The organism is Allomesorhizobium camelthorni (assembly GCF_011045125.1).
GTDB classification, from domain to species: domain Bacteria; phylum Pseudomonadota; class Alphaproteobacteria; order Rhizobiales; family Rhizobiaceae; genus Allomesorhizobium; species Allomesorhizobium camelthorni.
On sequence record NZ_JAAKZF010000016.1, the window covers coordinates 61,624 to 84,495 of the forward strand.

The following is a 22,872-nucleotide window of genomic DNA, read 5'->3' on the forward strand; positions in this document are numbered from 1 at the left end:
GGACGCTGAATGCAGGTGCTTGCCGTCACGCCGGAGATATTTCCGCTGATCAAGACCGGCGGGCTCGCCGACGTTGCCGGAGCACTGCCGGTGGCGCTGGCCGGGCAGGGCGTGACGACGCGCACGCTCATCCCGGGCTACCCGACGGTGCTGAGCGCCTTCAGGAAAAAGAAGGCGCTGCATCAATATCCGAACTTGCAGGGCGGCAAAGCCTCTATTCATGCCGCCACTGTTTCCGGCCTGGAACTCTTCGTGCTCGACGCGCCGCATTTGTTCGACCGCGCGGGAGGGCCATACGGCGATGCGACTGGTGCCGACTGGCCGGACAATTGGCGGCGGTTCGCCGCGCTGAGCCAGGTTGGCGCGGACATCGCGGGCGGCGCGATTTCAGGCTATGCGCCCGACCTCGTCCACGTGCATGACTGGCAATCGGCGATGACGCTCGCTTACATGCGCTACGGAGAGGCCGGCACCGTTCCGTCCGTCATGACCGTCCACAATCTGGCCTTCCAGGGGCAGTTCGCCGCCGCGATATTTCCGGAGTTGGGGTTGCCGGCACCGGCCATGGCGTTGGACGGCGTCGAATATTATGGCGGCGTCGGCTTCCTGAAAGCCGGCCTGCAGGCCGCGACCGCGATCACCACCGTGAGCCCTACATATGCGCAGGAAATCTGTACGCCGGCCTTTGGCATGGGGCTCGACGGTCTCCTCAATCTGCGCGCAGGCGATCTGCACGGCATCGTCAACGGCATCGACACTGAAATCTGGAATCCGGCGACCGATCCGCACCTCATGGCGAACTATTCATCGAAATCGCTCAGGGCGCGCAAGGCCAACCGCAAGGCTGTCGAAGACCGCTTCAATCTGGTTTCCGACGACAGCCCGATCGTCTGCGTCGTCAGCCGGCTGACCTGGCAGAAGGGCATGGATATACTGGCCGGGTCGCTCGACGACCTTGTCGCGGCCGGCGCGAGGCTCGCGGTGCTCGGCTCCGGCGACCAGGGTCTGGAAGGCGCGCTGCTGGCCGGCGCCGCACGGCACCGCGGCCGCGTCGGCATTGTCGTCGGCTACGACGAGGCCTTGTCGCACATGATGCAGGGCGGCTGCGACGCCATCGTCATACCATCTCGCTTCGAGCCCTGCGGGCTGACGCAGCTTTACGGGCTGCGCTATGGCTGCGTTCCCATCGTGGCCCGCACCGGCGGCCTCGCCGACACGGTGATCGACGCCAACGAGGCGGCGATAGCGGCCGGGGTGGCGACGGGATTTCAGTTCGCGCCGGAAAGCGCGGCTGCTCTCGGTCACGCGATTCGGCGAATGGTCTCGGCGCATGCCGATTCAGCCGTATGGGCGGCGATACAGAAACAGGGCATGAAATCCGATGTTTCATGGGATCGTAGCGCCCAAAAATACGTTCAGCTCTACAAATACTTGATAGCGAAAGGGCAGCCTGGCGGATGACAAGAACAGTCGAAACCAAACCATTCAGCGACCAGAAGCCGGGCACCTCCGGCTTGCGCAAGAAAGTCCCGGTTTTCCAGCAGGAACATTATGCCGAGAATTTCATCCAGTCGGTTTTCGATTCCCTCGAAGGCTTTCAGGGCCAGACGCTGGTGCTCGGCGGCGACGGCCGCTACTTCAACCGCGAGGTCATCCAGAAAGCCATCGCAATGGCTGCCGGCAACGGCTTCGGCCGCGTGATCGTCGGGCAGGGCGGCATCCTGTCGACGCCGGCCGCATCGCACATCATCCGCAAATACAAGGCGTTTGGCGGCCTGATCCTGTCGGCCAGCCATAATCCCGGCGGTCCGCACGAGGATTTCGGCATCAAATACAATGCCGGCAATGGCGGCCCGGCGCCCGAAAAGCTGACCGACGCGATCTTCGAGCGCTCCAAGGCGATTTCGCGCTTCCTGGTCGCAGACATCGGCCCGGTCGACCTCGACCGTCTCGGCTCGGTCGATGCTGGCGGCATGAAAGTGGAGGTGATCGACCCGGTCGCCGACTACGCCGAATTGATGGAGACGCTGTTCGACTTCGACGCGATCCGGAAGATGTTCAAAGGCGGGTTCCGCATGGCGTTCGACGCCATGCACGCGGTGACCGGACCCTACGCCAAGGAGATACTGGAAAAACGGCTCGGCGCGCCGGCCGGCACTGCGCGCAATTTCGTGCCGCTGCCGGATTTTGGCGGCCATCACCCCGATCCGAACCTCGTCCACGCCAAGGCGCTGTATGACGAGATGATGGGCGACGACGCGCCGGATTTCGGAGCGGCGTCCGACGGCGACGGCGACCGAAACCTGGTCATCGGCAGGGGCATCTTCATCACGCCGTCGGACTCGCTGGCGATGCTCGCCGCCAACGCGCATCTGGCGCCGGGCTACAAGGCCGGGCTGAAAGGCATCGCCCGCTCCATGCCGACCAGTGGTGCGGCAGACCGCGTCGCCGAAAAGCTCGGCATCGGCATGTATGAGACGCCGACCGGCTGGAAGTTCTTCGGCAATCTGCTCGATGCCGGTATGGCGACGATCTGCGGCGAGGAAAGTGCGGGCACCGGCTCCGATCACGTCCGCGAGAAGGATGGGCTCTGGGCCGTGCTGCTGTGGCTGAACATACTGGCGGTGCGTGGCGAGAGCGCTCGCGACATCGCGGCCAAGCACTGGGCGACCTATGGCCGGAACTACTATTCGCGGCACGACTACGAAGAGGTCGAGATCGAAGCCGCCAACCGGCTGATGACTGAACTGCGTGGTCGGCTGCCAGCGCTACCCGGAGCCGTCGTTCGCGGCATGAAGATCGCTGCCGCCGATGACTTTGCCTATCACGATCCGATCGACGGCTCGGTGAGCAAGAATCAGGGCGTCCGGGTCATGTTCGAGGGCGGCTCGCGCGCTGTATTCCGGCTTTCCGGCACCGGCACGTCCGGCGCAACGCTCCGACTCTATGTCGAGCGCTACGAGCCCGACCCCGCACGCCACGATCTCGACACGCAGGAGGCGCTCGCCGAGCTAGTAGCGGCGGCGGACGAGATCGCAGGCATCCGCCGCCATACCGGGCGGGAAAAGCCGAGCGTCATTACGTGAGGTTGCAGATGACAGCCAATGGCGGCGCTGTTCTCTGATGAATTTTCGCCTCCCTTTAGGCGCCATCCCGGCCGCTGACGGAATCCGCTTCTCCGTCTGGTCCGGCGTTGCCGTGCGGCTTTGGGTTTCGATCTTCGACGGCACGGGCGACCGCGAAATCGAACGGCTCGAGCTTTTGCCGGAAGGCGACGGCGTTTTCGCGCTTACGGTGCCCGGTCTGAACGCTGGAACACGCTACGGATTTCGCGCCGACGGTGAATATGCGCCCGAACGCGGGTTGTGGTTCGACCCGGCAAAGTTGCTGATGGACCCGTATGCGGTGTCTATCGACCGACCCTATGTTTTCGACCCGCGTCTTTCGGCGGGACGGGGGGAGGGAGTGGACACCGCGCCGCTTATGCCGAAGGCCGTGGCTCTCGAACTGCCGCAGCCGATAGCCGCGAAGCCGCCTTTGTTCAGACCCGGCGAGCTGATCTACGAGGTTGCCGTCCGGGCGTTCACAATGCGCCATCCGGCGGTGCCCGAAGCGCAGCGCGGCACGATCGCGGCGCTCGCCCATCCCGCCGTCATCGAACACCTCTCGAAGCTCGGCGTTTCTGCAGTCGAACTGATGCCGGTGGTCGCCTGGATCGACGAGCGGCATTTGCCGCCGCTCGGGCTGACCAATGCATGGGGCTACAACCCGGTTTCGTTCATGGCGCTCGACCCACGGCTGGCGCCTGGCGGCATCGCCGAATTGCGCGATACGGTGGCGGCGCTTCGCGAAGCTGGCATCGGCGTCATCCTGGACCTCGTCTTCAACCATACCGGCGAGAGCGACGAGCTTGGCCCGACGCTGTCGCTGCGCGGCCTGGACAACCAGGCATACTACCGTCACAGGCCAGGGAATTCCGGGAAGCTGGTCAACCAGACCGGAACCGGCAACACTATCGCCTGCGACCATCCGGCGGCGCGGCAACTGATACTCGATACGCTCAGGCATTTCGTCCTTCATGCCGGCGTCGACGGGGTCCGCTTCGATCTCGCGACGGTGCTGGGGCGCGCCGATGACGGCTTCGATCCCAATGCGGCGCTTCTTGCTGCGATAAGGAACGATCCCGTCCTGCGGGACAGAATCCTGATTGCCGAGCCTTGGGATATTGGTCCCGGCGGCTATCAGCTTGGCAATTTCCCGACGCCCTTTCTCGAATGGAACGACAAATATCGCGACGACATCAGGCGGTTCTGGCGCGGCGACCGCGGCATGATCGGGGCGCTGGCGACGCGGCTTGCCGGGTCATCCGACGTCTTCGCCGGCGAGGGTGTGGCTGGGACGCGCAGCGTGAACTTCATTGCCGCGCATGACGGCATGACACTGGCCGACATCGTCCGCTACGAGCGCAAGCACAATGAAGCCAATGGCGAACAGAACCGCGACGGCCATGACGAGAACCTGTCGTGGAACAATGGCGTCGAGGGCGAGACCGACGATCCTGATATCGACGCGCGGCGGCGGGCCGATGTCTTGGCAATGCTGTCGACGCTGTTTGCCTCGCGCGGCACGATCATGCTGACGGCCGGCGACGAGTTCGGGCGGACGCAACTTGGCAACAACAACGCTTACGCGCAAGACAATGATCTCACCTGGCTGGACTGGAGCGGGCGGGACAGAAAGATCGAGGGGCATGTGGCCGCGCTGTCGGCGATGCGCAGGAGCGTAGCCGCGCTTCGCGACGTGGACTTCCTTTCAGGGGATGCGCAGGACGGCTTCCGCGATGTCGAATGGCTGGACGAAACCGGGCAGCCGCTCGACGAGAGGGGATGGAGCGATCCGGAGCGTCGCAGGCTTTCGATGGTGCTCGACGACAGGCCCGGCGGCCGTTTCGCGGCGGCTTTCAACGGCTCCATCACGCCGGCCGAATTCGCGCTGCCGGTGCGAGCTGGATTCCAGTGGAGCGCGGCGCCGGGATTGCCGGCCACCATCAGGGACTCAGTTGTGCTTGTTCCCGGCCGGAGCGTCGTGTTTGTGGTCCAGCGCGGCGCGCCACAGCGGTAACGGATTTTCAGGTCAGGAGCGAAGAATGGCGGCGATGGACAATGCGGACTGGTGGCGCGGTGCCGTCATCTATCAAATCTATCCGCGGTCGTTTCAGGACACGACCGGAGATGGCAGCGGCGATCTCAGAGGCATCGCGCAGCGCGTTCCCTACATCGCCGCGCTCGGCGTCGACGCCATCTGGCTGTCGCCCTTTTTCAAGTCGCCCATGGCCGATATGGGCTACGACGTCTCCGACTACTGTGCCGTCGACCCGATGTTCGGGACGATCGAGGATTTCGACGCGCTGATCGAAGCGGCGCACCGCCACGGACTGAAGGTCATCATCGACCAGGTGCTGTCGCATTCGTCGGACCGGCATCCGTGGTTTATCGAAAGCCGCGCCAGCAGAACCAATCCCAAGTCCGATTGGTATGTCTGGGCCGATCCCAAGCCGGACGGGACGGCGCCGAACAACTGGCTGTCGATCTTCGGCGGGCCGGCCTGGGAGTGGGACTCGACCCGCAAGCAATATTATCTGCACAATTTCCTGGCCTCACAACCGGACCTGAACTTCCACAATCCGGATGTGCAGGACGCGCTTTTGAAAACGGTGCGCTTCTGGCTCGAACGCGGCGTCGACGGTTTTCGGCTGGATACGGTCAATTTCTATGTTCACGACCGGCAATTGCGCGACAACCCCACATTGCGTGTGAGCAAGGCGGCCAAAGCCAAACAGACCAATCCCTACGAGTACCAGAACCACCTTTACGACAAGACGCAGCCGGAGAACCTGGAATTCCTGAAGCGCTTCCGGGCGTTGCTGGACGAATATGGCGGCCGGACGTCTGTGGGAGAGGTAGGTGATGGCAGGCGCTCGCTGAAGACGGTGGCAAGCTATACGTCCGGCGGCGACAAGCTTCACATGTGCTACACTTTCGACCTGCTCGGTCCGGACTTTTCGGCGGCCTATGTGCGCAAATGCATCACGGCCTTCGAAGCGGCGGTCGCCGATGGCTGGATCTGCTGGGCATTCTCCAACCACGATGTAGTCCGCCACGTCTCGCGCTGGACGGAACCGGGCGGTGATGCCGACGCGACGGCAAGGTTCTCGATCGCGCTGCTCGCTTGCCTGCGCGGCTCGATCTGCATCTACCAGGGCGAGGAGCTCGGACTGGAAGAAGCCGAGCTCGCCTTCGAGGATCTGCGCGATCCCTACGGCATCCGCTTCTGGCCGGGATTCAAGGGCCGCGACGGCTGCCGCACGCCGATAGTGTGGGATTCGAACGAGCCCAATGGCAGCTTCTCCACCGCCAAGCCCTGGCTGCCGGTCCCCGACGATCACCGGGCGCGCGCCGTCGATGTGCAGGAGAGCGACCACGGATCGGTCTTGGCCCACTATCGTGCGACGCTGGCGTTCCGCAAACAGCATCCGGCGCTGACCGTCGGCAGGATCGAACTGCTCGACGCTGGAAAGGACCAACTGGCCTTCATCCGCGAGACTGGCAACGAGCGGCTGCTTTGCCTTTTCAACTTCGCCGGCATTGCCGCCGAGTGGCGTGTCCCAGCCGGAGCGGGGACGGTCGCGCCGATCGATTTTCCCGGCCCCGTTGCGGCGGTCGATGGCGATCGGATATCGTTGCCGCCCTTGGGCGTGCTGGTCGCGCGGCTGGAGTAGCCTCAACCCAGGGTTCCTTTCCGGGCAGCTTCCTTTACGTGAGCTACGCGCTGGTTGAATTAAGAATTTCCGGTGCTAGTGTCACCAACCAGAACGGCGGCCCCAACGACCGCCGGCTCGCTCGACGAAGCCGAAATGGTTTCGGCTTCAGGGCTTAAAACGACGCTCGCCATGGCTGAGGGGCCGCGGCAAACCGGGAGAGTAGCATGCTTCACAATGTTCTGAAGGCGACTGTGTTCGCCACCAGCCTGCTTGTCGTGAATGGAGTGGTTATCGCGCCGGCGATGTCGGAAGTGATCTACAACCGCGGCAACGACACCGATCCGACGACGCTCGACCACCACAAGACATCGACTATTGCCGAAGCCAATCTGATGCGCGAGCTCTATGAAGGGTTGGTTGTCTATAACGCCAAGGCCGAAGTCGTTCCTGGCGTCGCCGAGAGCTGGGAAGTCTCCGACGACGGGTTGAAATACACGTTCAAGCTGCGCGAAAACGCCAAATGGTCGAACGGCGATCCTGTGAAAGCCAGCGATTTCGTGTTCAGCTTCCAGCGCATCCAGGATCCGGCCGTAGCCGCGCCCTATGCGAACATGCATTATGCGATCGCCAACGCCGAATCCGTGAACAAGGGCGAGAAGAAGCCGGAGGAAATGGGCCTCAAGGCGATCGACGACCGGACGCTCGAGATCACGCTCGCTGCTCCGACGCCCTATTTCCTCGAGCTGCTTACCCATCAGACCGGCTTGCCGGTCCATCAGGCTTCGGTGGAGAAGTTCGGCAACGATTTCACCAAGCCGGGCAACATGGTGACCAACGGCGCCTACATGCTCGAATCGTTCACTCCGAACGACAAGATCGTGATGAAGAAGAACCCGCATTTCCACGATGCGGCGAATGTGAAGATCGACGTCGTCAACTTCATTCCGTTCGAAGACCGTTCCGCCTGCCTGCGACGCTTCGAGGCCGGTGAGGTGCTGTCCTGCTCGGATATTCCGGCCGAACAGATGGACTATATGCGCGAGAAATTGGGCGAACAGGTCCACATCGCGCCCTATCTCGGCAGCTACTACCTGCCGGTGAAGGTGAAGAAGGAGAAATTGGCTGATCCGCGCGTGCGTCACGCGATCTCCATGGCCATCGATCGCGACTTCCTGGCCAAGGAAATCTGGCGCGAAACCATGCTGCCCGGTTATTCGATCGTGCCGCCCGGCATCAGCAACTACAATGATCCCGTGTTCCTCGAATACAAGGACATGGACATCCTCGATCGCGAGGACAAAGCCAAGGAACTGCTGAAGGAAGCCGGCGTCGAGGAAGGCGAGCTTTCCGTGGAGCTTCGCTACAACACCAGCGAGAACAACAAGAACACCATGACGGCGATCGCCGACATGCTGAAGAATATCGGAATCTCCGCAACCCTGTTCGAGATGGAAGGAACCGGCTATTTCGACTACATGAAGCAGGACGGCGACTTCGACATCACCCGCGCCGGCTGGATCGGCGACTACAGCGATCCCCAGAACTTCCTCTTCCTGTTCGAAAGCGACAATCTCGGCTTCAACTATCCGCGCTGGGAGAACGCCGAATACGATGCGCTGATGGAAAAGGCGGAGACCACCATCGACCTGGCCGAGCGCTCCAAGCTTCTCAACCAGGCCGAAGCTATCTTCCTGAAGGAAGTTCCGGCTATTCCCATCCTCTACTACTCTTCTCGCGCGCTCGTTTCGAGCAAGCTGAAGGGCTGGGAAGACAACATCCAGGACGTCCACGGCACGCGTTTCATGTCGATCGAAGGCTGACCCGGCGGGTGCAACGTCCATGCGGGAGTTTGCTCCCGCATGGACCTTCGCTTCCCGGCGTGCGGGCATGGTCGATATCTGCAAGGAACTTCGCTGCGGCGCCGTATCCGGCGTCGACGAAGCCTCGGCTATCCGCATCGGGAACCCCTCACGATCAAGGGGCGTTACATCTGACGGCCCGCGGAGTTAGCCAATGTTCGCATATGTGCTGAGGCGATTTGCCGGCGCGGTGCCGACGCTTTTCATCATCGTCACAATCGCATTCTTCATGATCCGCCTGGCGCCCGGCGGGCCGTTCGACCTCGAACGCCCACTCGACCCGCTGATCATGGAGAACCTCAATCGGGCTTATAATCTCGATAAGCCGCTTCTCTACCAATACGGCCACTATTTGTGGAACCTGGCGCAGGGTGATCTGGGGCCAAGCTTTACCCGCCGGGATTTTTCCGTGGTCGACCTGTTCCGCACAGGGCTGCCGGTGTCGGTCCTGCTCGGTGGAATGGCCATCTCGCTTGCACTTATCGTGGGAACTTTCCTCGGAGCGCTGGCCGCGCTCAAGCAAAACACCGCCGTCGACTACGCCGTCGTTGGAACGGCGACGTTCGGGATCACGATCCCGCCCTTTGTCATCGCGCCGATCCTGAGCCTGCTGTTTGGCGTCTGGCTAGGCTGGCTGCCGGCGGGAGGCTGGAGCAGCGGTTCGCTGCGGCATATGATCCTTCCGGTGGCGACGCTCGCATTGCCGCAGATCGCGATAGTGGCCCGCCTGACGCGCGGCGCCACCATCGAGGCGCTGCGATCCGACCATGTGCGCACCGCGCGCGCCTACGGTCTGCCGACCCGCATCGTCGTCGGCGTCCACGCGCTACGTGCCGCCATCCTGCCTGTGGTCTCCTACCTCGGTCCGACCGCCGCCGCGCTGCTGACGGGTTCGGTCGTCGTCGAGACGATCTTCGGCATACCGGGCATAGGCCGCTATTTCGTCCAGGGCGCGCTTGGGCGCGACTACACGCTGGTGATGGGAACGGTCGTCGTCATCGCCGTGTTCGTCGTCGTCTTCAATCTTATCGTCGACATCCTCTACGCATTGCTCGATCCGAGGGTGCGCTATGACTGATCATTCGACCATAGCGGCGCGTGAAGTGCTCACCGAGGCCGGCCCAATGATCGCCGGGCGGTCACTGTGGCAGGACGCATGGCGTCGTCTACGCAAGAACAAGGCGGCGGTCGCCAGCGCGATAGTGCTGCTGCTCCTGGCTCTTGCGGGCATTTTCGGGCCGTTGGTTGCGCCTCATCCATACGACCGCATCTACCCGCAATATGTGCGCACGCCGGCCAGCCTCGAGGCTTATCCCAAGGCCGAGCGCATCATTCCCGCATTCGAGAGCGTCGTAAGCCGCGCCCGCGTCGAGACCGGCTCCGCCGAGGTCGAAGGATCGACGGTGCGGATGCCGATTTCGAGCAGCGAGGCGCTCGACCCGCGCATCGTGCGCTATGTCGACCGGTCCGACCTGTTCGAGAATGCCCGCATCGAGGAACTGAGCGCTGACGGACGGAGTGGCGTCATGGTGGCCGACGTTCACCGGCTGCGCTTCCTCTTCGGCACTGATTCCAATGGCCGCGACCTGCTTGCCCGCATTCTGATCGGAATTCGTGTCTCGCTGGCGATCGGCGTTCTCGCGTCCGCGATGGCGCTTCTGTTCGGCGTGTCCTACGGCGCGATCGCCGGCTATCTCGGCGGCCGGGTCGACGGTGTAATGATGCGCATAGTCGACATCCTCTATTCGCTGCCTTTCATCTTCTTCGTCATCCTGCTCGTGGTGTTTTTCGGGCGAAATTTCATCCTGATCTTCATCGCCATCGGGGCGACGGAGTGGCTGGACATGGCCCGCATCGTGCGCGGTCAGGCGCTGATGCTGAAACGCCAGGAATTCGTGCAGGCGGCCGAGGCGCTCGGCGTCGACAATTCGGGCATTCTGCGGCGTCACATCATTCCCAACACGCTCGGTCCGGTCGTCGTGTTCGTCACGCTCCTGGTGCCCAAGGCGATATTGCTCGAAAGCCTTCTGTCGTTTCTCGGCCTCGGCGTGCAGGAACCGCTGACCAGCCTCGGCCTGCTGATCTCGGACGGCGCGGCCAACATCCAGGGCGCAACCTGGCTGCTGATCTATCCGGCAATTGCTCTGACCGTCATTTTGTTCGCCCTGAACTTCCTCGGCGACGGCCTGCGCGACGCACTCGACCCGAAGGACCGCTGATATGGGGGAGAATAAGACCGACACGATCCTGAGCATTCGCGGCCTGAACGTGAGCTTCGCCACGCATGATGGCGAGGTGCGGGCGGTGAAGAATGTCGATTTCGACGTACGTCCGGGCGAAACGGTGGCCATTGTCGGCGAGTCCGGTTCAGGCAAGAGCCAGTCCATGATGGCGCTGATGGGGCTCCTGGCTTCGAACGGGCGCGCCACCGGCTCCGCCCGCTACCGCGACCAGGAACTGATCGGCATGTCCGAGCGCCGCCTCAACAAGGTGCGCGGCGAAAAGATCACCATGATCTTCCAGGAGCCGATGACCTCGCTCGATCCGCTCTACAAGATCGGCCGCCAGATCTCCGAGCCGCTGATCCATCATGGAGGGCTCCTTTCGGCTGCGCAGGCTCGACCGCGCGTGCTGGAGCTTTTGAGGCTGGTCGGAATACCTGATCCCGAACGGCGCATCGATTCCTACCCGCACGAGCTTTCCGGCGGGCAGCGCCAGCGCGTCATGATCGCCATGGCGTTGGCGAACAATCCCGACATACTGATCGCCGATGAGCCGACGACGGCGCTCGACGTGACGGTGCAGGCGCAGATCCTGGCGCTTCTGGCCGAGTTGCAGAGCAGGCTCGGCATGGCGATTGTGTTCATCACCCACGATCTCGGCATCGTCCGCCGTTTCGCCGACCGGGTCTACGTTATGCGCTCCGGCGAGGTGGTCGAGGAGGGCGCCACGGAAGCGCTTTTCTCCACGCCGAAGCACGCCTACACGAAGATGCTGCTGGAGGCGGAGCCAACCGGCCGCAAGGCGCCGCCGCCCGCCAACGCGCCAATCCTGCTGGAAGGCAGGAACGTCGAGGTGACCTTTACGATCGGCGGCGGCTTCCTGGCCGGCGAGCCGCTGATGCTGCGGGCGGTCAACCGCATTTCCATCGCGCTGAAGAAAGGGCAGACTATCGGCATCGTCGGGGAGTCCGGGTCCGGCAAGTCGACGCTGGGCCGCGCCCTGCTGAGGCTGCTCCCCAGCGACGGGGCCATTCGGTTTGGCGGACGCGACATCTCCACAGCCGGGCGCGAGGAGATGAGGCCGCTGCGACGCGAGATGCAACTGGTGTTCCAGGATCCGTTCGGCTCGCTGTCGCCGCGTATGACCATCGGCCAGGTCATCACCGAGGGCCTGCTGGTGCATGAGCCGTCGCTCTCGGGCAAGGATCGCGATCGACGGGCGATTGAGGCGTTGCGCGAGGTCGGGCTCGATCCCGCCATGCGCAATCGCTATGCGCACGAATTTTCAGGTGGGCAAAGGCAGCGCATCGCCATTGCCCGCGCCATCATCCTCAAGCCCAAGGTCGTGGTGCTCGACGAGCCGACCTCGGCGCTCGACCGCTCGGTCCAGAAGCAGATTGTCGACCTGCTGCGCGACCTCCAGCAGGCGCATGATCTGTCCTATTTGTTTATCAGCCACGATCTAGCCGTGGTGCGGGCGATGTCGGACTACATCATCGTGATGAAGCAGGGCCAGATCGTCGAGGAAGGGCCGACAGCCGAGATATTCGACGATCCGCGCGAGGAATACACACAGACGCTGATGGCCGCCGCGATCGATGTGACGAAGTTCCGGGCGGCAGCGCCGAGTTAGCCCTGCCAAGGCTGGTCTAACTTAGCGGTCGCCCTCAGCTTTCAGCCTTGAACGTCTTGGCCAGTTCCATGAGCTTCTTGCGGTCGTTGCCGTGGCGGCGAATGAGTTCGCGGGCCTGGTTCGGCGACAGATCGGTCGCTTCGGCCAAGTGGAGCGCCTCGGCCTCCAGATCGTCTGTCATGCTCGCCTGATGCTGACCGCCGGACTTCGTTTTGTCGTCTGCCATGCCAGCTCTTGCTGGTTGGTGGTCTTCCTGAAACCCGGCCGGTAATTGTTGGTTCCTCGTGTTGCGGCCTGATGCCTACAGGAAACGGTGAAGCGAACGTCTTTCGTTTGGCAGCGAACGCCGCAACCGCCCAGGAACTTCGGGCAGTGTCAGTTGTTCAATGCGTTCCTCTGGAGCCTGGGCAAGGCACTGATCTCGGCGGCGCCGCTGCGTGGTACGCCATAACTAGGTGCCCGCCGTCCCCTGGTCCATGTCCATCATCGCCCGTTTCCCTTCTGGCTTTGGCCGGGTGGGGCTCTTTTTTGCTTCAGGCGCTGCTTATATCCACCTGCCTTAATCCTAGATCGGGCAAGAGTTCCGGGCCGATGGCAAACGGCAGGTTCTTGATCGCGGCGGCTCGCCACCATTCGGGCAGTAGGTCTCCAGGGAACTCCTCGTCGCGCCTATGCCGCACTTTTTTCGAGCTGCGACTTTCCTGCTTGTGCAGTATCGCCGCTCTTGAAAACGCCATCTGCATCCGCGCCGAAATCGGCCGCTGTTTGACTTTCGCAAGGATCGTCTCTGGCAGCCACTCGACCGAAATTCTGTTCTCGAGAGCCATATCCCACCAGGCGTAGCCGAGCGAAACCTGATCCCATACGTGCGGGAAGTCGCGGCAATATCGGCACCATAGATCGATGAGGGCTTCCGCGCCCGGGCCGGTTCCGAAGTAAATCTGTCCGCCCGAGAAATCCCATCCTTGGCGTTTCACAGCGGCCATGTCGGCGTGGCAATTTACGAGCTCGGTCAGCGGCCGTCTGATGACGGCGTCGGCGTCCACCCACAAGATGCTGCGGTCGGTCGCCCTACGCATCTCCTGGATGAATAGCGACTTCTGCGCGCAGTTTTCGACCCAGGACGCTTTCGCCGGGCGGGACTCAATCCTCGCGTCCAGCCCGAGCCTGCGGGCCGAAGCGGCTAGCTCTCTGGCGTGGCCTTCATAAGGTGTGTTCGGTGTGTAATACGATACGATTAGTGGATGTCCCAACGCCCCGACCCCAATTTTATGCCTCGCCTGCTGCTAGAAACGCCGCCAGAATACGGTTGCACCGCTTTCGTCACGCCACATGCTCCAGACTGGCGATCGACTTGAGATATTGGACGTCCGATTTCTTCCGCACGCCGACGATCAGCACGGCGTCGGGGCGGATCTTGTCGACCATCTTCCTTTCAGCGCGGCGTATGAAGCCGCTGTCCTTTCTGATGGACATGATTTGGCCGAGGAATTCCTTCTTCGTGCAATCGACGACCGTGACCTGGATGTGGTGCGACTCGATGCTGAGCACTTTTAACTTCACCCATCCTCCTTGCCGGAGGTGGTCTATCCAGAACTGGTCCGGCTCGGCCTCTTTACCGCGCACAAAATCAACGCTGGCCCGCAGAATATCCTGCAGGCCGTCAAAAACGGCTCTCATGCAATTTTTTCCCCGCTCCAAAAATGCCCGGTAGGGTTGTGACGTGCCGCCTCGACTAAGGCAAGGGCTTTTCCTTGGTCGTCTCGTGAATGTTGTTCCGGATATTGAGACATGATGCCGACTGGAAACGGCGGAGCGAACGTCCTTGCGTTGGCAGCGGATGCCGATATCGCCCAGGAACATCGGACAGCGTTGGTTGTTCATTCCGTGCAACGGAGGCCATTTGAATGGACGCCCAGATATCGCGCACCGCGACCTCAATTCCGGAGTGCCTGCTCCGGCCGCAGATCCGCATGTCCGGCCTGCTGAGCGCGGCAGCTTCGAGATGCTCTGCCGGGATACCGGGGTAAGCTTCGATGAATGCATCGAGAAGGCGCAGACCGGTTGGTACGTCAAGGCCAATGAAGCGCTGAAGCTGCGTCTGGTCGAGGGCGGTCTCTGACGCCGAGAAGTTTCTGTGGGGCTTTCGCGAAGAGTGAAGGCTGAACGGCTCGGCCGATCTTCCGCAATGTAGTCCTACTGGCGTTCTCCACCGGTGGCGGCGAGCATACGAGATCGAGAGCTAAACCTCGGGGATGTTCTCTTTCAAAATCAGGTGCAGCCGCGGTGGATGCCCTTCATACGGCAGGTCGCGCACGGCGTGTTCGAGCAGGTTGAGCGCTTCGCGGGCCTCGACGCGGGGGTTCTGGTCGATGACCGCATCCATGGTCCCGTCGAGCAGAAGCTGCTTGGTGCCTTCCGTCAGTTCGTGGCCGAGGAACACGACCGAGCGTTCGAGGTTTCGCTCCTTGAGGGCGCGCGCGACGCCCTGGTTGCCCGCTCCGATGTTGTATATGCCGGCAAGATCGTCGTGCCGGTCGAGCAAGGCTGCGGCTTCCGCATAGGCGCGTTCGCGGTCGTCCCGCATCTCGCGCAGTTCGACGATCTCCAGGTTCGGGAACTCTTCGGCAAGAACGTGCCGAAAACCCATCTCGCGCTCCTGGTGGCCGCGATAGGACAGCGATCCGGCGAACATCGCGACCTTCCTCGGCTGGCCAGCGCCCAGCAGGCGCCCGAGCACGTAGCCGGCCAGCCTGCCGGCCTGACGGTTGTCGATGCCGACATAGGCGACCCTCGGCACGTGGAGTATGTCCGTCGCCAGCGTCACGACCTTGATGTCGTTGGCCGACAGCGCCCGGATCGCCTCCCGGACGGTCGGGTGATCGAGCGCGATGAGGCCGACGCCGTCCGTCTTGCCATGCAAATTGTGCAGCGTACGGGCGAGGGTGTCGGGGTTGAAGCCCTCGATCGAGCTGACGCGGACGTCGAGTTCTGGCCGCGCCGCGCCTTGCGCGCTCAACTGGTCGTGCAACATGCGAATGAAGGTGTTCGTGCCGACAGGCAGGACGAAATCGAGCCGGATCTTTGCCGAACTCTGCCCGGCCCAGCTCGGGGCAGTCGCGAGGTAGCCGAGCTTCTTCGCCGTATTGAAGACGATCTCGCGCGTGCGGTCGCGAACGCCGGGGCGGTTGTTGAGCACGCGGTCCACCGTCGCGGCGGAAACCCCGGCTTCACGTGCAATGTCCATAAGGGTCGAACGCATGCTGCAGAGCTTTCAAGCAAGGTGGAACGGGTGTCCACCACGGGCACGGCCCGAGTGATTCTGATGGAAAAAGATGTACCTGGACAAGGATGGACGGCAAGCGTCGCAACGGTGTTTAGGGAGCCGGCGATCATGCCGCAAGCCGAAAGGAGCGGGCGGAAACACCTCAAATAACATCATGATGGGAGTGTATCAGCATTTTGTGCGCTGCGGCAGGAGTTTGAATTTGCACGGCTATCTTCTCGATGTACCTGAGTGATGATTTTTGATTTGAAATGATGTTGACAGCCTCATGAGCAAACGTCAATATTCCTCATACGGGGTCCTTAAAGTGGTTCCGGAGGGAGGAAATCAATGTCGAACCTTGTACGCATCTCGCGGCGCGGTCTGCTTGCGTCCGGCGGAAAAGCCGCCTTGCTTGTCGGTGCGGTCGGTATCGCCCCGAAATTTATTCGCCCAGGCCGCGCCTACGCGGCTGACGCGCTTGCCGCGGGCATGATCGGCGGCCCGACCGGCTTCGAGGGCGCCGAACGCTATCAGTATGGTCCCGAGACGCCCGAGGGGCGCGCCGTCGAGGCCGCCAAGGCGATGAAGGCCGGCGGGGTCGACAAGATCGTGCTTGGCCTTTCCGACGGCTCCATCGGCCAGTTGACCCAGCCTTTCCCGGCCGGCGCCCCTTCGATCAAGGATCTGTGGGAGAAGGAAACCGGCATCACGCTGGAAATCGTCGGTGTTCCGAACGGCCAGGAATTCACCAAGACGATGCAGGACATCTCCACCAAGGGTGGGGCGTACGACATCTATGCGGTCGAGTGGAACCGGCTGGGCGATCTCGCCGAAACCGGCGGCATCATCAAGCTCGACGACTTCGTCGCCAAGCACAGGCCCGAATGGGACGATCCGCAGTCCGGCTACGTCAACGGCGCCAGCGGCGTGTCGCTGCTCAACCAGTACCGCGGCTCCACCTACGGCGTGTCGCTCGACGGCGATTTCCAGACCTGGGTCTATCGCACCGACCTCTTCAACGACGAGACCGAGAAGAAGGCTTTCGCGGACAAGCACGGCTATGCGCTGGCGGCGCCGAAGACGTGGAAGCAGCTCGACGAGATCTCGCTGTTCTTCCACCGCCCGGACAAGAATTTGCTCGGCTCGACCGACATCCGCAACCAGGGCTGGGGCTATACCAACTGGTACCAGCGCTACGTTTCGATGGGCTCGCCGAACCAGTTCCTGTTCGACGATACCGGCAAGCCGCTGATCAACTCCGAGGCGGGCATCGCTGCGACCCGCGAATACATCGATTCGCTGGCCTACAAGTCCCCGGACGCGGTTTCGTGGGGCTGGCCCGAGCAGTACGGCAATTTCGCCAAGGGCGGCGCGGCCATGACCTGCGCCTTCTCCAACCTGCCAAAATTCCTCGACAACCCTGCCAACAAGGATTCGGCCGTCACCGGCAAGATCGGCTCGATGCTGCCGCCCGGCCGTGAGGTCGATGGCAAGATGGTGAGCCGCTCGGTGCTGTGGCTCAACCTCTCGGCGTCGGTGTCCTCGCAGGCAAAGAACCCGGAGGCATGCTACCTCTTCCTGCAGTGGCTCGGATCGGCGCGGATCTATGCGTGGATGACCGCCAATCCCGGCGGCTATTTCGATCCGTTCCGCCTGTCGGACTTCTCCGATCCGCTGGTGCGCCAGACCTATCACGCCTACCACATGGACGTGGTGCGCGAGACGGTGGCCCGCACAGTGCCGACCATCAATTATCCCGGCGCCACGGCCTTCCACAATGCGCTCGACGAGAACCTCGTCGCCGCTCTCACCAAGGCAAAGACGGCCGAGCAGGCGATGGCCGACACGGAGACGGAGTGGCTCCGGATCGCGCGTCGCACCGGCGAGGACAAGCTGCTCGAAGCCATCAAGACCAACAAAGCGGCGTGGCCGACAATTCTCGATCCGGTAAGTTGATCCTCCCAAGCAAGCCGGAAGGGAGGGACGCCAGCAGTCCCTCCCGCCTTCACAGCCAGCGGCATCAGCGTTCGACATGAAGCGTTCAATCCCATTCGAGATATTCCGCTACGCCGTCATCCTGCTGGCGCTCGCGGTCACGCTCATCCCGATCCTGTGGATGCTCTCGATGGCCTTCAAGCCGATCGGCGAGTGGTCGGCGACGGGAGCGGAGCTCACCTGGTGGCCGAATGCACCGACGCTCTCCAACTTCCGCTTCATCTTCGGCGAGTCCGATTCGAGCCTGATCGTCGCGCTCGACAGGACCGCCCTGAAGCCGATCCTGTCGTCGCTGCTGTCCGCCACCCTCGGGACGCTGATTGCAATGACGGCCGGCACGGCTGCCGCCTACGGCCTCTCCCGCTTCGGTTCCGGCCAGAACCTGCCGCTGGCGCTCACCCAATTGCGGCTCTTCCCGCCCATGGCGGTGATGATCCCCGTCATGATTATGTGGGCCTTCCTCAATCTCACCGACACCTGGTGGGGCCTGGCTCTCGTCTATGGCATCGTCACGCTGCCTTTCGCCTTCTGGCTGATGAAGACCTTCTTCGACGACATGCCGCGCGAGCTCGAGGAGGCGGGTCTGGTCGAGGGATGCTCGCGCTGGCGGGTGTTCACGAAGATCACGCTGCCGATGATGCGGGCGCCGCTGGCCAGCGCCGCCCTGTTCGTCTTCATCCTGAATTGGTCGGACTATCTGATCGCGCTGCTGCTGACCACGCGCGAATGGGTCACCGTGCCTGTCTATATGGCGTCGCTCTCGTCCTCCATGACCGGCCAGCTCTACGGCGCGAAGGCGGCGCTCGGCCTGATCGCGGCGGTTCCGCCGGTCATCATGGGCATCGCCATCCAGCGTCATCTCGTGCGCGGCCTGACCTTTGGGGCGCTGAAGCAATGAGCGTCGCCACCGCCTCGGAGGACGCCATGGCGACGCTCGCCGCTGAAGGTCGCGCGGTTGCCCGCGACGAAGCCGCGCGTCTCGGCTTCCGGCTGGCGCTGCCGGCGCAGATCCTGGTGCTCTTCATCGCCGTCTTCCCGCTCCTGATGCAGCTCTACATCAGCCTGACCGACTGGTCGCCGCTTTCCGGCATCGGCTGGTGGAACGCCTGGGAGCTCTGGAACAGCTTTGCCAACTATACCGACCTCGCGGCCGACAACCGCTTCTGGAGCGCGCTCTGGCGCACCTTCGTCGTGATGATCGTCTGCGTCCCGGCCGAATTCCTGCTCGGGCTCGGTCTGGCGACGCTGTTTGCCGACGATTTTCCCGGCAAGCGGCTGTTCTATTCGATCCTGCTCATGCCGATGATGGTCGTGCCTGCGGTGGCCGGCTACATGTTCTTCATGCTGTTCCAGTCGGGCGGGCCGATGAACGACATCCTGTCGGCGCTGACTGGCACCCGCGTCGCGATCGCCTGGCTGTCGGACCCGACGCTGGCGCTCGCCGCGGTGATGATGGCCGACATCTGGCAATGGACGCCGCTGATGTTCCTCATCCTGCTCGCCGGGCTCGTCGGCGTGCCGGAAGACCAGATGAAGGCCGCGACGCTGCTCGGCGCCAATGCCTGGCAGCGCTTCACCACGATCGTCCTGCCCAAGATGAAGACGATCATCATAATCGCGCTCGCCATCAGGGTGATCGAGAATTTCAAGATATTCGACACGCTCTACATCATGACCGGCGGCGGGCCGGGCGTCGCGACCGAGACGATCTCCGTCTATATCTACAAGCTCACCACGCAGGACCTGATCTGGGGCTATGTCGCGGCGATCGCGCTCGCCATCCTGTTGGTGCTCTCCATCGCCACCGTCTTTGCCATGAAGCGCATGGCCGCGGCGCGGGAGGCGCGGGCATGAGCACGATCCGCCTGGAAAACCTGGTCAAGAAGTTCGGTGATTTCACCGCGCTGAAGACGATGGACCTCGAGATCGCCGACGGCGAGTTCATGGCGCTGCTCGGTCCTTCGGGGTGCGGCAAGTCGACGACCATGAACATGATCGCCGGGATGGAGGAACCGACGTCCGGGCGCATACTGTTCGGCGACCGCAACATGTCCGGCGTGCCGATGGGGCGGCGAGGGGTCGGGTTCGTGTTCCAGAATTACGCGATTTTCACCCACATGACCGTGCGGCAGAACCTGACCTACGGGCCGCGCATGCACGGCAGGCCGAAGGCCGAGATCGACCGCCGCGTCGGCGCCATCGCCGAGCTTCTGCAATTGACCTCCTTGCTCGATCGCCGGGCGGACAGGCTGTCGGTCAACATTCTGCAGCGCGTCGCGATCGGCCGCTCCGCGATAATGGAGCCGGTGATCTTCCTGCTGGACGAGCCGCTCTCGAATGTCGACGCGGCCTTCCGCGCCGTGATGCGTACGGAACTGAAGCACCTGCAGCGCCAGTTCAGGCAGACCATGGTCTATGTCACCCACGACCAGCTTGAGGCGATGACGATGGCCGACCGCATCGCGGTGATGGACCATGGCATGCTCCAGCAGGTCGGCACGCCGCTCGACGTCTATAACAATCCGGCCAACGTCTTCGTGGCGCGATTCATCGGCGCACCCGGCATGAACCTGCTGCCGGGTTGGCCGGCTGATAGCGATGGCGGCCTGGTGATCGATCTCGGCCCGCTTGGCGCGACCGCTCCCCTGCCCAAGCGGCTTGCGGCAGCGATGCGTGGCCATTCGAGGGAGGTCCTGTTCGGCTTTCGGCCCGAGCAGGCGACGCTTGCGGGAGAAGGCCGCGGGATTGCAGCACAGGTCACGGCTGTCGAGCGCATCGGCGCGCGCACGATCGTTCATCTCGGCGAGGGTGATTCGGCGATCAAGGTGGTTCTCGACAACGATCAGCAGGCCGCCTTCGGCGCTTCGGCGATCGTGACGCCCAACATGGACGCGGTGCGGATCTTCGATCGCACGACCGGTCAGGCCATCGGAGGCGCGGGCAATGGCTGAGATCGCCTTCCGGAATGTCGGCAAGCGCTACGGCGGCACGGTCGCGCTGTCGGACGCGTCCTTCACGATCCACGACAACGAGTTCTTCTGCTTCTTCGGCCCGCCGCTGTCCGGCAAGTCGACGATCCTGCGGCTGATCCTCGGCTTGGAAATGCCGGATCACGGCGAGATCCTGATCGGCGGCAAGCCGGTCAATGCGGTTTCGCCGGCCGAGCGCAACGTGGCGATGGTGTTCCAGAACCTCGCGCTGTTTCCGCACATGAACGCGCGCGACAATATCCGCTTCCCGCTCGCCGAGCGAAAAATCCCGCAGGCCGAGATCGAACGGAAGCTTGCCGACGTCGCCGCGAAGCTCCACATCGGTCACATCCTCCACAAGCAGCCCGCCCAGCTTTCCGGCGGCGAACGCCAGCGCGTGGCTATCGCCCGGGCGCTGGTGCGCGATCCTGTCGCCTATCTCATGGACGATCCGATCTCGGCGCTCGATGCCCGCCTGCGCGAAGAAACGCGCGTCGAGCTCAAACGCATCCAGCGCGAACTCGGCAAGACGCTGATCTATGTGACCCACGACCAGGAGGAGGCGATGTCGGTGGCCGACCGCATGGCAATCCTGGAAGCGGGCGCCATCCGACAGATCGGCACGCCGCTCGAGATCTACGACCACCCGGCCAGCACCTATGTGGCGCGCCTGCTCGGCTCTCCGATGATGAACATCCTGCCTTCGACGGCGAGCGGCAACGACATTCGCGTGGCGGACGGTGCGATTGCCGTCGAAGGCCTGGCCGGCGCCGCCGAAATCGCCGAAGTCGGCGTGCGGCCGGAGGATATCAGGGTGTCGGCGTGGGCGCAGGGCCAGTCCGGAACGCCGTCGCGGGTCTATGAGGTCGAGCCGCTCGGCGGCTATACGGTGGTGACGGTCGATGCCGGACCGTCGCGGGTGAGGGCGCTGATGCGCGGCCAGCCCAACATCAGGCCGGAAGCGATGGTCGCGTTGAGCTGTGACGCGGCCGCCGTCCATCTGTTTTCGCGGAACGGGACCGCGCTTTCGCGATGAGCCGCGCCGCCGCACAAGGAATGACAGGGAGGGATCTGATGGCTGAAACCGCCGAGTTTGAGCCGGACGTGAAAGTCCGCAACAGGGAATACAAGATCGGCTGCGTCGGCGCCGGTATGATCATGGCGGAGTGCCATCTGGCGGCCTACAAGGAAGCCGGCTTCCCGGTCGTCGCGATCGCCTCCCGAACCAAGGCCAATGCGCGCAAGGTTGCCGAGCGCTGGGGCATTGCGACCGTCCACGACACGCCCGAAAAACTGATCGAGGACAGCCAGGTCGAGATCATCGACCTGGCCTTTCCGCCCGACCAGCAGCCGGCCCTCATCCGCCATGCGCTGAAGCAGCCGCACGTCAAGGCGATCCTCGCCCAGAAGCCGCTTGCCTTGTCGCTCGGCGAGGCGATCAAGCTCCGCGACGAGGCGAAGGCTGCCGGCAAGATACTCTCTGTCAACCAGAACATGCGCTACGACCAGTCAATGCGCGTCTTGAAGCAGATCATCGAGCAGGGCGCGCTCGGCGACATTGTGTTTGCGCAGATCGACATGCATGCGATCCCGCACTGGCAGAGCTTCCTCGAGGATTACGACCGGCTGACGCTGGCCAACATGAGCGTCCATCATCTTGACGCGTTGCGCTTCCTTTTCGGCGACCCCGACGAGATCACGACGCTGACGCGCAAGGATCCGCGCACCCGGTTCGATCATTCGGACGGCATCACCATTTCCACCATGAAGTTCCCGTCGGGCGTCATGGCCGTCTCGCTGGAGGATGTCTGGTCCGGTCCCCGGCAGGACGGATACAAGGACGACCAGCACATCACCTGGCGCGTCGAGGGCACCGAGGGCGTCGCGCGCGGCACTATCGGCTGGCCGACCGGCGCGGCGTCGACCCTGAGCTACGCTTCCGCGCGGACCACCGGCGGCGAGTGGGTGACGCCGAGCTGGGACACGATGTGGTTCCCGCACGCGTTCATCGGCGTGATGGAGCAACTGCAGCATGCGGTCGCCACGGGCACGCCGCCGGCGCTCTCCGTCGCCGACAACGTCAAGACCATGGCACTCGTCGAGGCCGGCTACCGGTCTATCGCCGAGGCTCGCACGGTCAGACTTTCAGAAATTGCGATCAACTGA

General features: G+C 63.1%; 19 protein-coding genes. 15 read left to right on the forward strand and 4 right to left on the reverse strand.

Annotation, left to right across the window (positions count from 1 at the left end):
* The first annotated feature begins 9 nt into the window (after positions 1 to 9).
* The 8 genes from glgA (at position 10) to G6N73_RS14155 (ending at position 12,474) form a co-directional block, all read left to right on the forward strand.
* Positions 10 to 1,461 carry a glycogen synthase GlgA gene (gene glgA, locus G6N73_RS14120; RefSeq protein ID WP_165028566.1) on the forward strand — a complete coding sequence of 484 codons (1,452 nt, stop codon included), beginning with the start codon at positions 10 to 12 and terminating at the stop codon, positions 1,459 to 1,461.
* Positions 1,458 to 3,086, forward strand: coding sequence for an alpha-D-glucose phosphate-specific phosphoglucomutase (locus G6N73_RS14125; RefSeq protein WP_165028568.1), 1,629 nt, complete (start codon positions 1,458 to 1,460; stop codon positions 3,084 to 3,086). The genes glgA and G6N73_RS14125 overlap by 4 nt, the downstream gene beginning before the upstream one ends.
* Before the next feature lie 37 nt (positions 3,087 to 3,123).
* On the forward strand, positions 3,124 to 5,121 hold the full coding sequence (gene glgX, locus G6N73_RS14130; protein ID WP_165028570.1) for a glycogen debranching protein GlgX: 1,998 nt from the start codon (positions 3,124 to 3,126) through the stop codon (positions 5,119 to 5,121).
* Positions 5,122 to 5,146: 25 nt separating this feature from the next.
* Positions 5,147 to 6,778: a beta-galactosidase BglA gene (gene bglA / locus G6N73_RS14135; protein ID WP_165028573.1), complete on the forward strand. Its 1,632-nt coding sequence runs from the start codon at positions 5,147 to 5,149 to the stop codon at positions 6,776 to 6,778.
* Between the two features lie 284 nt (positions 6,779 to 7,062).
* Positions 7,063 to 8,580: a peptide ABC transporter substrate-binding protein gene (locus G6N73_RS14140; protein ID WP_165028655.1), complete on the forward strand. Its 1,518-nt coding sequence runs from the start codon at positions 7,063 to 7,065 to the stop codon at positions 8,578 to 8,580.
* Between the two features lie 193 nt (positions 8,581 to 8,773).
* Positions 8,774 to 9,697, forward strand: a complete 924-nt coding sequence (locus G6N73_RS14145; protein ID WP_165028575.1) for an ABC transporter permease subunit — start codon at positions 8,774 to 8,776, stop codon at positions 9,695 to 9,697.
* A 46-nt stretch (positions 9,698 to 9,743) separates the two neighbouring features.
* Positions 9,744 to 10,838, forward strand: a complete 1,095-nt coding sequence (locus G6N73_RS14150; protein WP_165028657.1) for an ABC transporter permease — start codon at positions 9,744 to 9,746, stop codon at positions 10,836 to 10,838.
* A gap of 1 nt (position 10,839) precedes the next feature.
* The gene (locus tag G6N73_RS14155; RefSeq protein WP_165028577.1) at positions 10,840 to 12,474 is read left to right on the forward strand and encodes an ABC transporter ATP-binding protein; all 1,635 of its coding nucleotides are present in this window, start codon (positions 10,840 to 10,842) and stop codon (positions 12,472 to 12,474) included.
* A 34-nt stretch (positions 12,475 to 12,508) separates the two neighbouring features.
* Here G6N73_RS14155 and G6N73_RS14160 read toward each other — a convergent pair whose 3' ends face one another.
* The 3 genes from G6N73_RS14160 to G6N73_RS14170 form a co-directional block, all read right to left on the reverse strand.
* Positions 12,509 to 12,700, reverse strand: a complete 192-nt coding sequence (locus tag G6N73_RS14160; RefSeq protein ID WP_165028580.1) for a hypothetical protein — start codon at positions 12,698 to 12,700, stop codon at positions 12,509 to 12,511.
* Positions 12,701 to 13,007: 307 nt separating this feature from the next.
* Complete coding sequence (locus G6N73_RS14165) at positions 13,008 to 13,520, reverse strand: hypothetical protein (RefSeq protein ID WP_246252044.1); 513 nt, start codon at positions 13,518 to 13,520, stop codon at positions 13,008 to 13,010.
* Between the two features lie 277 nt (positions 13,521 to 13,797).
* Entirely contained in the window at positions 13,798 to 14,358 is a 561-nt protein-coding gene (locus G6N73_RS14170; RefSeq protein ID WP_165028582.1) for a hypothetical protein, read from the reverse strand.
* Between the two features lie 19 nt (positions 14,359 to 14,377).
* Between G6N73_RS14170 and G6N73_RS14175 the strand changes: the two genes are divergently transcribed.
* Positions 14,378 to 14,596 (forward strand): hypothetical protein, encoded by a 219-nt coding sequence (locus G6N73_RS14175; protein WP_165028584.1) that lies wholly within the window; start codon positions 14,378 to 14,380, stop codon positions 14,594 to 14,596.
* Positions 14,597 to 14,716: 120 nt separating this feature from the next.
* Here the strand turns inward: G6N73_RS14175 and G6N73_RS14180 are convergent, their stop codons facing one another.
* On the reverse strand, positions 14,717 to 15,736 hold the full coding sequence (locus G6N73_RS14180) for a LacI family DNA-binding transcriptional regulator (protein WP_165028586.1): 1,020 nt from the start codon (positions 15,734 to 15,736) through the stop codon (positions 14,717 to 14,719).
* Between the two features lie 354 nt (positions 15,737 to 16,090).
* Between G6N73_RS14180 and G6N73_RS14185 the strand changes: the two genes are divergently transcribed.
* The 6 genes from G6N73_RS14185 to G6N73_RS14210 all read left to right on the forward strand — a co-directional run bounded on the left by G6N73_RS14185 (position 16,091) and on the right by G6N73_RS14210 (position 22,872).
* Entirely contained in the window at positions 16,091 to 17,698 is a 1,608-nt protein-coding gene (locus tag G6N73_RS14185) for an extracellular solute-binding protein (RefSeq protein ID WP_165028588.1), read from the forward strand.
* Between the two features lie 76 nt (positions 17,699 to 17,774).
* Entirely contained in the window at positions 17,775 to 18,635 is an 861-nt protein-coding gene (locus G6N73_RS14190) for a carbohydrate ABC transporter permease (protein ID WP_165028590.1), read from the forward strand.
* Complete coding sequence (locus G6N73_RS14195; RefSeq protein WP_165028592.1) at positions 18,632 to 19,591, forward strand: carbohydrate ABC transporter permease; 960 nt, start codon at positions 18,632 to 18,634, stop codon at positions 19,589 to 19,591. The genes G6N73_RS14190 and G6N73_RS14195 overlap by 4 nt, the downstream gene beginning before the upstream one ends.
* Complete coding sequence (locus G6N73_RS14200) at positions 19,588 to 20,688, forward strand: ABC transporter ATP-binding protein (protein WP_165028594.1); 1,101 nt, start codon at positions 19,588 to 19,590, stop codon at positions 20,686 to 20,688. Before G6N73_RS14195 ends, G6N73_RS14200 begins: the two co-directional genes overlap by 4 nt.
* Positions 20,681 to 21,742 (forward strand): ABC transporter ATP-binding protein, encoded by a 1,062-nt coding sequence (locus G6N73_RS14205; protein ID WP_165028596.1) that lies wholly within the window; start codon positions 20,681 to 20,683, stop codon positions 21,740 to 21,742. Before G6N73_RS14200 ends, G6N73_RS14205 begins: the two co-directional genes overlap by 8 nt.
* Positions 21,743 to 21,780: 38 nt before the next feature.
* The gene (locus G6N73_RS14210; protein WP_165028598.1) at positions 21,781 to 22,872 is read left to right on the forward strand and encodes a Gfo/Idh/MocA family protein; all 1,092 of its coding nucleotides are present in this window, start codon (positions 21,781 to 21,783) and stop codon (positions 22,870 to 22,872) included.